This is a genomic window from Streptomyces sp. NPDC006476, assembly GCF_040612015.1.
Taxonomy (GTDB): Bacteria; Actinomycetota; Actinomycetes; order Streptomycetales; family Streptomycetaceae; genus Streptomyces; species Streptomyces griseorubiginosus_B.
The window spans coordinates 58,372-65,537 of sequence record NZ_JBEXPK010000050.1 but is presented as its reverse complement, the minus strand read 5'-3'; the positions used below and the strand labels follow the sequence as shown (position 1 = coordinate 65,537).

Here is a 7,166-nt window from a genome sequence, read left to right as displayed (position 1 = left end):
ACCAACCACTCTTTCCCTCCCCGACGCTCTTCCGCTCGGGCCTGACGCGGCGCCGCGTCAGGCCACCCACCCGTCATTCCGCCTCCGCCTCCGCCTTCTTGGCGGCCGCGTCGATCGCCGACAGGGACTTCCGGACCTGGTTACGGTCCGTCGTGTACCAGAAGTCGGGCAGTGACGCCTTCAGATAGCTGCCGTACCGGGCCGTGGCCAGACGCTGGTCGAGTACGGCCACCACGCCCCGGTCTCCCGACGCGCGTACGAGGCGGCCGGCGCCCTGAGCCATGAGCAGCGCGGCATGGGTGGCGGCGACCGCCATGAAACCGTTGCCCCCGGCTTCCTCCACCGCCTTCTGGCGGGCGCTCATCAACGGGTCGTCGGGGCGCGGGAACGGGATCTTGTCCATGACGACCAGCTGGCAGCTGGGGCCCGGGACGTCGACCCCCTGCCAGAGCGACAGCGTGCCGAACAGACAGGTCTGCGGGTCGGCCGCGAAGTTCTTGATCAGCTCACCCAGGGTCTCCTCGCCCTGCAGCAGGATCGGGAACTCCGGGATGCGGGAGCGGAGTTCCTCGGCGGCGAGCTGGGCGGCCCGCATGGACGAGAAGAGGCCGAGCGTACGGCCGCCCGCCGCCTGGATCAGCTCGGTCAGTTCGTCCAGCATGTCCGCCCGGTCGCCGTCACGCGCGGGGCGCGCCAGGTGCTTGGCGACATACAGGATGCCCTGCCTGGGGTAGTCGAACGGGGAGCCGACATCCACGCCCTTCCACTTGGGCAGGTCGTCGCCCTCCGTGCCCTCGGGGGCGAGTCCGAGCGAGGCTCCGACGCCGTTGAAGTCGCCGCCCAGCTTCAGCGTCGCCGACGTCAGGACGACGGACCGGTCGGCGAACAGCTTCTCCCGCAGCAGGCCCGAAACCGACATGGGGGCGACGCGCAGGGAGGCGCCGAACCGGTCGTGGCGCTCGTACCAGACGACGTCCCACTCACTGCCGTTGGTAACGCGCTCGGCCACGTCGTGCACCGCCTCGACGGACGCCAGCGCCTGCTTGCGGACCGCGTCCTCGTCCTGCACGGACTTGTCACGGGTCGCACCGATCGCGGAGATGACCGTGCGGCAGGCGTCGCGCAGCGCCATGAGCGCGTAGCCGAGGTCCTCGGGGATCTCCTCCAGGCGGCCGGGCAGGGCCAGCTCCATGAGCCGCTCGAAGCCCTCGGCGGCGGTCTGCAGCTGGTCGGCGGCCTTCTCGTTGGCCAGCTTGGCGGCGCGGCGCACCGCGCGGTTGACCTGGCCGGGTGTGAGCTCGCCGGTGGCGACGCCGGTGACGCGGGAGACCAGCTCGTGCGCCTCGTCGACGATCAGCACCTCGTGCTGCGGCAGGACCGGCGCGCCCTCGATGGCGTCGATGGCCAGCAGCGCGTGGTTGGTGACGACCACGTCGGAGAGCTTGGCGCGCTCGCGTGCCATCTCGGCGAAGCACTCGGCGCCGTACGCGCACTTCGACGCGCCCAGGCACTCACGGGACGAGACCGACACCTGGGACCAGGCGCGGTCGGAGACGCCGGGGGTGAGGTCGTCACGGTCGCCGGACTCGGTCTCGTCGGCCCAGTCACGCATCCGCAGCAGGTCCTGGCCCAGCTTGCTGGTGGGTGCGGCCGCCTCGAACTGGTCGAACAGGCCTTCTTCCTCGTCCTGCGGAACGCCCTCGTGGAGGCGGTGCAGGCAGAGGTAGTTCGATCTGCCCTTCAGCATCGCGAACTCCGGACGGCGGCGCAGCAGGGGGTGCAGGGCCTCGACCGTGCGCGGCAGGTCCCGCTCGACGAGCTGACGCTGCAGGGCGAGGGTCGCCGTCGCCACGACGACTCTCTCCCCGTGCGCGAGCGCGGGCACGAGATAGCCCAGCGACTTTCCGGTACCGGTGCCGGCCTGCACCAGCAGATGGGAGCCGTCGTCGATCGCCTCCGCGACGGCTTCGGCCATGGTCACCTGGCCGGGGCGCTCCGTACCGCCGACGGCAGTGACGGCAGCATGCAGGAGTTCGGGGAGTGAGGGCTTCGTCATAGCGCGACCACCCTACGGCGCGGCACTGACAAAAGGGTGATCAAGGCGGGGACGAGGGGCTGCATCGGGGCCGGGTGCGCCGTGGCCTGGTTCGGATCGGACTGCTTTGGATCGTCGATGACTGTGGATGACCGTCGATGGACGGAGCGAGTGCCGTTCTGGATGCGCGAGAGCCGCTGTCGCTCGGTTTCGACATCGGTTCGGTGGATTTCGGCGTCGAAGCGGTCGACGCCGCAAAGTGGGAACCGGATCGGCTCGGGCGGTGTACCAAAAGTGACGATGCGATGGCACAGCGTCTGTGGCACAGAGTCACAGCAGATCGCGCAGCAACCGGTCTCGGACCATGAGAGCGGCCCGCTTGGCGGGGAGCTCGACCTCGGCGGAGAACCGGAAACCGGCGCTCAGGAAGGCGGCGATGGAGGGGGTGTTGCGAAGGTCGGGTTCCGCGACGACGCGCGCGCAGACGGGGCGCCTGTCGAGAGCGAGGTCGGCGACGGCTCTGAGCAGCATGCTGCCGAGACCTCGCCCACGCTCGGCGACAGCACCGATGAGGAGGTGGATTCCGGTGTCATGAGGTCGGGCGGGATAGTGGCGGGCCAGCGGGTCGAGGTCCGCCCGGTAGATCTCCCAGTAACTCATCGGGGTGCCCTCCAGCACACCGAGGCACGGAACGCTGCGTCCGTCGCCTGTGCACTGGGCGCGCAGGTGGTCCTCTGTCACTGACGGAGGTCCGGCCAGCTTCCAGAACTCGGCGACGGCAGGGTCGTTCATCCAGCGGCTGACCAGCGGAAGGTCCCGCTCGATGTGCACGGGGACGAGGTGGAACGCGCCCGCGGGTGTGGTCACAGGTCCCCACTCTCCGACGTCGTCGAGGAGGTCGCCGTCGAGGGAGGGTGCGCGAGAGGGTGCGGTCCTGATCTCACGCCGCCCCGGTGCCTCGTCGGCATGGGCCCCCTCCTGCTCGGAGAAGAGCGCGATCAGTTCGTCGGGCAGGCGCAGTTCCAGCGTGTCCTCGCTGTCGCTGTCCGTGATCACCGTGCCGCTCTCGGCCGGAAGGGGGCTGGTCTCGGCGTCGGTGTCGGTACGGGGAGCAGGGGCTGGCGCTGCCTGTGCGTCGGCGTCGGTGGAAGACACGGCGACGCTCCTCTCAGAAGTGCGGGTGGGGCATGTTCCTCAGCGATGAAGGGAGTTGGTGCTTGGGAAAACGGTGTGCGACCAGCTGTTCTCACAGACGGAGGGGATTGGCGATGGTGACGTAGACGGACTGGGTGTCGACCGGGCCGACGAGTTCGTCGAGGCCGTGCAGTCGGGTCAGCAGGTTGGCCTTGCACCGCAGGACGGGCGAGTCGAGCAGGTGGGCCGGGAGCGAAGTGCGCAGGGCAGCGGGACCGGAGGCGACGTCGTCGAGGAATCGGCGGAACGCGGCGAGCAGCAGCCCTTCGTCCGCCAGGCGCTGAGAGCCGAACGCCCCGACGAGGCCGAGGACGTTGTTGATCGCGAGGTAGTACGCGAAACGCTCGTCGGTGACCCCGTCGGAAACGAAGGTGTCGCTGCGCTCGCCGATGCCGGGCAGCCGGGCATCGAGGTCCGTGCGGCGGGATTCACGAAAGTAGTAGCCCTGGTTGTCGCGGTAGCGGCCGCCTGCGGGCCAGCCGTCGGCATCCAGCAGAAGCAGCGTGTTCTGCTGGTGGGCCTCCAGGGCGATGCCTGCCTCCGCGTCCAGCCACAGCACGGGACGGACGATCTGTTCGAGGTAGCGCAGGAACCACTCGGCGGCCACGGCTCCGCGCGGACGTCCCGTCCGAAGGGCGAGGCGGGTGACGACCATTGCCAGGCGGGACCGCATCGGCTGCGGATCGGCCTCCGAGCGGTGGGCCGGACTCGCCGGAAGGGCGGATGGGGCCAGTGGCCGGGGTGCGACGAGTCCGGCCACGCAGGAGACGTCGTCGGAGGCGCAGAACGGGTTGTGCCGGATCATCACATCGAGGCCGGGCACCGGTTCGCCGTCCGGGGTGTCGACGGCGAGCCAGGCCGGGTCACGGACGATGTCGAATCCCGGGTGCGCGGCCCGCCACTGCTGGGACAGGCCGCTGCGCAGCAGGCGGTGGACCTCGACGCCCCGGTGCAGTTCCTTGCGGAGGTTCTCGCGACGGGAGTTGGTGATACGCAGGCCCAGCGACAGTTTGAGCATCGCGGGGGCGCCGGTGCGGTGGACGGTGCGTACGGAGGAGGTGGGGTGCCACGGGGAGCCGTGGGTGCCGAGGTCGCGGAGCAGTCCTGCGTCGAACAGGGGCGAGACCTCGGGGCGGCGGAGGACCTCGCGCAGTTGCCAGGGGTGGAGGGGAAGGGCTGCATGGCCGTCCGGCAGGGCCAGTTCGGCGCCGGCGAGTCGAGTGGTGAGCTGCGGGGCGGGGACGGGGCGGCCGCGCTCGGTCCAGGCGGAGTCCGTGGCGAGCAGGGAGGGGGCGACGGCAAGCCAGTGCAGGGGAAAGGAGCCCCGCAACTCGGGTGAGTACAGGCGCGCTTCGTACTCGGAGAGACCTTCGCGGCTCTTCGGGGTGGGGTGCAGGGGGTGGCCGAGCACGAGTGCCTGCTCGGCGGAGAGGAAGAGGTCGGGGCCGTCGGAAGGGTGCTCCCGGCGTTCCCGGATGAAAGTGGCGGTACGACGGGAGGAGTCGGCTACGCGGGTGACCAGGTCGGAAGCGGTCGCGGAGAGGGGAGCGAGAGCGGGCCGTGCATTCGGGGTGCTGCATGTGGCTGTTTCGCGGGCGAGCAGGGCGGCGATGGTGACGGCATCGGCGGGCGGGGACTGATCGGAGGAGCCGGCGAGGCTCGGAAGGCCGAAGCGGTGCCATCCCGAGGGGGACCAGTAGCGGACCGGGACGAGCAGTGCCGTGCCGCTGGCGGGCAGGGGGATGCGGAGCGTGCCGCTGTCAGGGGCCGGAAGATCGGCCTCGCGGACCCAGCAGCGGAGCAGGTTCTCGATGGCCGCGGCGTCGGCTGCGGTGTGTGGATCGGGGTGCTCAAGGAGGTCTGCCACGCAGTGGAACGGATCTTCGGCGGGCTCCGGCGGGTTGGCTGTGTCCGACGCCCACGACGGGAGCCTGCGCTGCGCGGGGACCCTGCCCTCTTCCACGCCTGTTCCACCCCGCCGCGGGGTTGTTCCTGTCGGTGTGGGCTGGTTGGGGTCGACACGCGGTTCGTCGGTGGCGCCGTGGGGGGCCGTGGCGGGCCCGGGGGTCTCCGGAGTGGGGGTGGCGTTCAAGGCGGTCCTCATGGGTGGCTCTGACTCGCGGGGTGGCGAATCGGGTGCTGCGTCACGGAGGTTTAGGTCGGCCTGGTTGACCAGGGGCGGGAGCGTGAGCGTCAGTCGCCGCTCCAGCCCGCCCTTTGGGCTCGCTCGTCCTGCCGGCTGCGCGGAGGGGCCCCGTTCGCTCGGCGGGGCGCGGACGGTCGGCCGGCGTGGGCTCGGGCTGCCGCAGCCACGGCATCGGCCAGGCGATCGAGCACCGCGGCCGCCTGCTCGTCACTGATCGTCAGTGGTGGGAGCAGACGTACGACACTGGCGTGGCGCCCGCCAAGTTCGACGATGAGACCGCGCCGCAGACACTCCCGCTGAACGGCGGCCGCGAGATCGGGAGCGGCGGGGCGAGGGCCTTCGGACCACGGAGCCGGCGTGGTGCTCCCACCGGCCTCACAGGGAACACCGGGCTCACACGTCGCCCCGGACGCACCGGACGCACCAAGGGCACCAGGCACACCAGGCGCACCGGCGAGACCATCCCGAAGGCCGGCATCAGCGTCCCCGCCCCCGTCGCCTTCCGTGTCCACGAACTCGATCCCGATCATCAGCCCCCGCCCCCGCACCTCCCCTACACATGCGAACTCCCGGCCGAGCTGTCGGAGTTGGTCCTGCATCCGGGTTCCGAGCGTTGCCGCTCTGGCGGCGAGGTCGTTCTCGCGGACGTAGGAGAGGGTCGCCGTGCCCGCGGCCATGGCGAGTTGGTTGCCGCGGAAGGTGCCGGCGTGGGCGCCGGGAGGCCAGACGTCCAGGTCCTCGTGGTAGACGATCACCGCGAGGGGGAGGCTGCCGCCGATGGCCTTGGAGAGGACCATGACGTCCGGGGTGATGCCGCTGTGCTCCACCGCCCAGAAGGCCCCCGTGCGGCCGACGCCCGTCTGGACCTCGTCCGCGATCAACGGAATGGCCCGGGCTGCCGTGACCTCGCGCATCCGCCGCATCCAGACGTCCGGCGCGGGAATGACACCGCCCTCGCCCTGGACGGGCTCGAGGATCATCCCGGCGGGGTGCGGCACGCCCGACTTGGGGTCGTCGAGAACGGACTCGGTCCAGCGGGCGGCGAGTTCGGCGCCCTGAGGTCCGCCGATGCCGAAAGGGCAGCGGTAGTCCTGTGGGAAGGGCAGCCGGGCGACCCGTACGTCGGGGGCGCCCCCGGATACGGCCAGGGCTCCGGCGGTCATACCGTGGTAGGCGCCGGTGAAGGCCATGATCCCGGTGCGGCCGGTCGCGGCCCGTACGAGTTTCAGCGCGGCCTCCACCGCGTCGGTTCCGGCCGGCCCGCAGAACTGCACGCGCGCGTGGTCGACGAGCCCGGAGGGCAGGGTTCGGAACAACTCGGTGACGAAGGCGTCCTTGACGGGTGTCGCCAGGTCGAGGACGTGAAGGGGTGCGCCCGAGTCCAGGACCTTGCGGATCGCTTCGAGCACGACGGGGTGGTTGTGGCCCAGCGCGAGCGTCCCCGCGCCGGAGAGACAGTCGAGGTAGCGGCGCCCGTCGGCGCCCTCGATGGTGAGTCCCCGGGCACGCACGGGAACGATCGGCAGGGCACGCGCATAGGTGCGCGCCGCCGACTCGCGCGCCGACTGACGACGCAGGATCCCGTCGTACGCACCCCGCGCCGCCACGGAGACCCCGCCGGCCGCGCCGATTCCCTCGGACGCACTCCCCTCACACGCAGACTCGGCCACGACCTCATGTCCTCCCGCTGGGGATCACCCACGGACAGCAGCACCCCCACCGCTACCAACCCCCTTCGCCGCACCGGGTTACGGGTCGCTTCAAGATCCTTTCCGTGACGGAACCGTTGCC

The 7,166-nt window shown here is 71.0% G+C and carries 5 protein-coding genes; all 5 read right to left on the bottom strand.

Going from position 1 to position 7,166, the window contains the following annotated elements; genetic code table 11:
- Nucleotides 1-73: 73 nt before the first annotated feature.
- A complete protein-coding gene (locus ABZZ74_RS38435; RefSeq protein ID WP_356773101.1) occupies nucleotides 74-2,056 on the bottom strand; it encodes an ATP-dependent DNA helicase in 1,983 nt (660 codons plus the stop codon).
- Complete coding sequence (locus ABZZ74_RS38430; RefSeq protein WP_356773099.1) at nucleotides 2,053-2,361, bottom strand: hypothetical protein; 309 nt, start codon at nucleotides 2,359-2,361, stop codon at nucleotides 2,053-2,055. Before ABZZ74_RS38430 ends, ABZZ74_RS38435 begins: the two co-directional genes overlap by 4 nt.
- Nucleotides 2,362-2,365: 4 nt before the next feature.
- Nucleotides 2,366-3,091, bottom strand: a complete 726-nt coding sequence (locus tag ABZZ74_RS38425) for a GNAT family N-acetyltransferase (RefSeq protein ID WP_356773108.1) — start codon at nucleotides 3,089-3,091, stop codon at nucleotides 2,366-2,368.
- Nucleotides 3,092-3,281: 190 nt separating this feature from the next.
- Nucleotides 3,282-5,333: an IucA/IucC family protein gene (locus ABZZ74_RS38420; protein WP_356773097.1), complete on the bottom strand. Its 2,052-nt coding sequence runs from the start codon at nucleotides 5,331-5,333 to the stop codon at nucleotides 3,282-3,284.
- 89 nt (nucleotides 5,334-5,422) lie between these two features.
- A complete protein-coding gene (locus tag ABZZ74_RS38415; RefSeq protein ID WP_356773106.1) occupies nucleotides 5,423-7,006 on the bottom strand; it encodes a diaminobutyrate--2-oxoglutarate transaminase family protein in 1,584 nt (527 codons plus the stop codon).
- Between the last annotated feature and the right edge of the window lie 160 nt (nucleotides 7,007-7,166).

Bases quoted from the DNA above. Each gene is read 5' to 3' on its own strand.
- ABZZ74_RS38435 (WP_356773101.1), bottom strand. From the start codon at position 2,056: ATGACGAAGCCCTCACTCCCCGAACTCCTGCATGCTGCCGTCACTGCC.
- ABZZ74_RS38420 (WP_356773097.1), bottom strand. From the start codon at position 5,333: ATGAGGACCGCCTTGAACGCCACCCCCACTCCGGAGACCCCCGGGCCC.